The organism is Streptomyces sp. T39 (assembly GCF_008042045.1).
Lineage (GTDB): Bacteria > Actinomycetota > Actinomycetes > Streptomycetales > Streptomycetaceae > Streptomyces.
This window is the reverse complement of record NZ_RDBP01000229.1, coordinates 1-631: the sequence shown is the minus strand read 5'-3', so window position 1 is coordinate 631 and position 631 is coordinate 1. Positions and strand designations below refer to the sequence as shown.

At 77.8% G+C, this 631-nt stretch carries 2 pseudogenes; one reads left to right on the top strand and one right to left on the bottom strand.

Going from position 1 to position 631, the window contains the following annotated elements:
• Window positions 1-238: pseudogene (locus EAO77_RS41625) on the top strand (hypothetical protein); the annotation flags it as partial.
• 244 nt (window positions 239-482) lie between these two features.
• Here the strand turns inward: EAO77_RS41625 and EAO77_RS40900 are convergent.
• Window positions 483-530 (bottom strand): annotated as a pseudogene (locus tag EAO77_RS40900) (hypothetical protein); the annotation flags it as partial.
• Between the last annotated feature and the right edge of the window lie 101 nt (window positions 531-631).

Below are 631 nucleotides of genomic sequence, written 5' to 3'. Positions count from 1 at the left end.
CGCCGGCGACGCCGGCGAGGACCTCGTCGCGGATCGACTCGACGTGCTCGCAGTGGGAGGCGTAGTCGACGGGGACGATCCGGGCGCGGATGTCCCTGGCACGGCCGGCACCGGCACCCGGGCGGGCGACCCCGTCGAGGCGAGCGCCCTGGCGGCCGTCCACGGCGAGCACCGCGACGCCGCGCGGCCGCTGCTGGTCGGCTCGGTGAAGACCAACATCGGGCACCTGGACGCCGCGCCGTGCCGGGGACCTGCTCCAGGGGGCGTTCGCCGCCCGTGGGTGGGTGCGGTGGTCGCCGGCGCGGCGCCGGGTTCCCGCCGTCGGCGTCCGGCGAGAGGGGCCGCACCCACCCCCTCGAGGGCCCGGCGGCCGCGTTGACGCGCAGCTTCCACTGCTCCAGCGGGATGTCCGGGTTCGGCGTCTCGTAGTTGAGGCTGGCGGGCAGCACGCCGTGCCGGACCGACAGGGCGGCCTTGATGAGGCCCAGCACGCCCGCCGCGGCGTCCAGGTGCCCGATGTTGGTCTTCACCGAGCCGACCAGCAGCGGCCGCGCGGCGTCGCGGTGCTCGCCGTGGACGGCCGCCAGCCAGGGCGCTCGCCTCGACGGGGTCGCCCGCCCGGGTGCCGGTG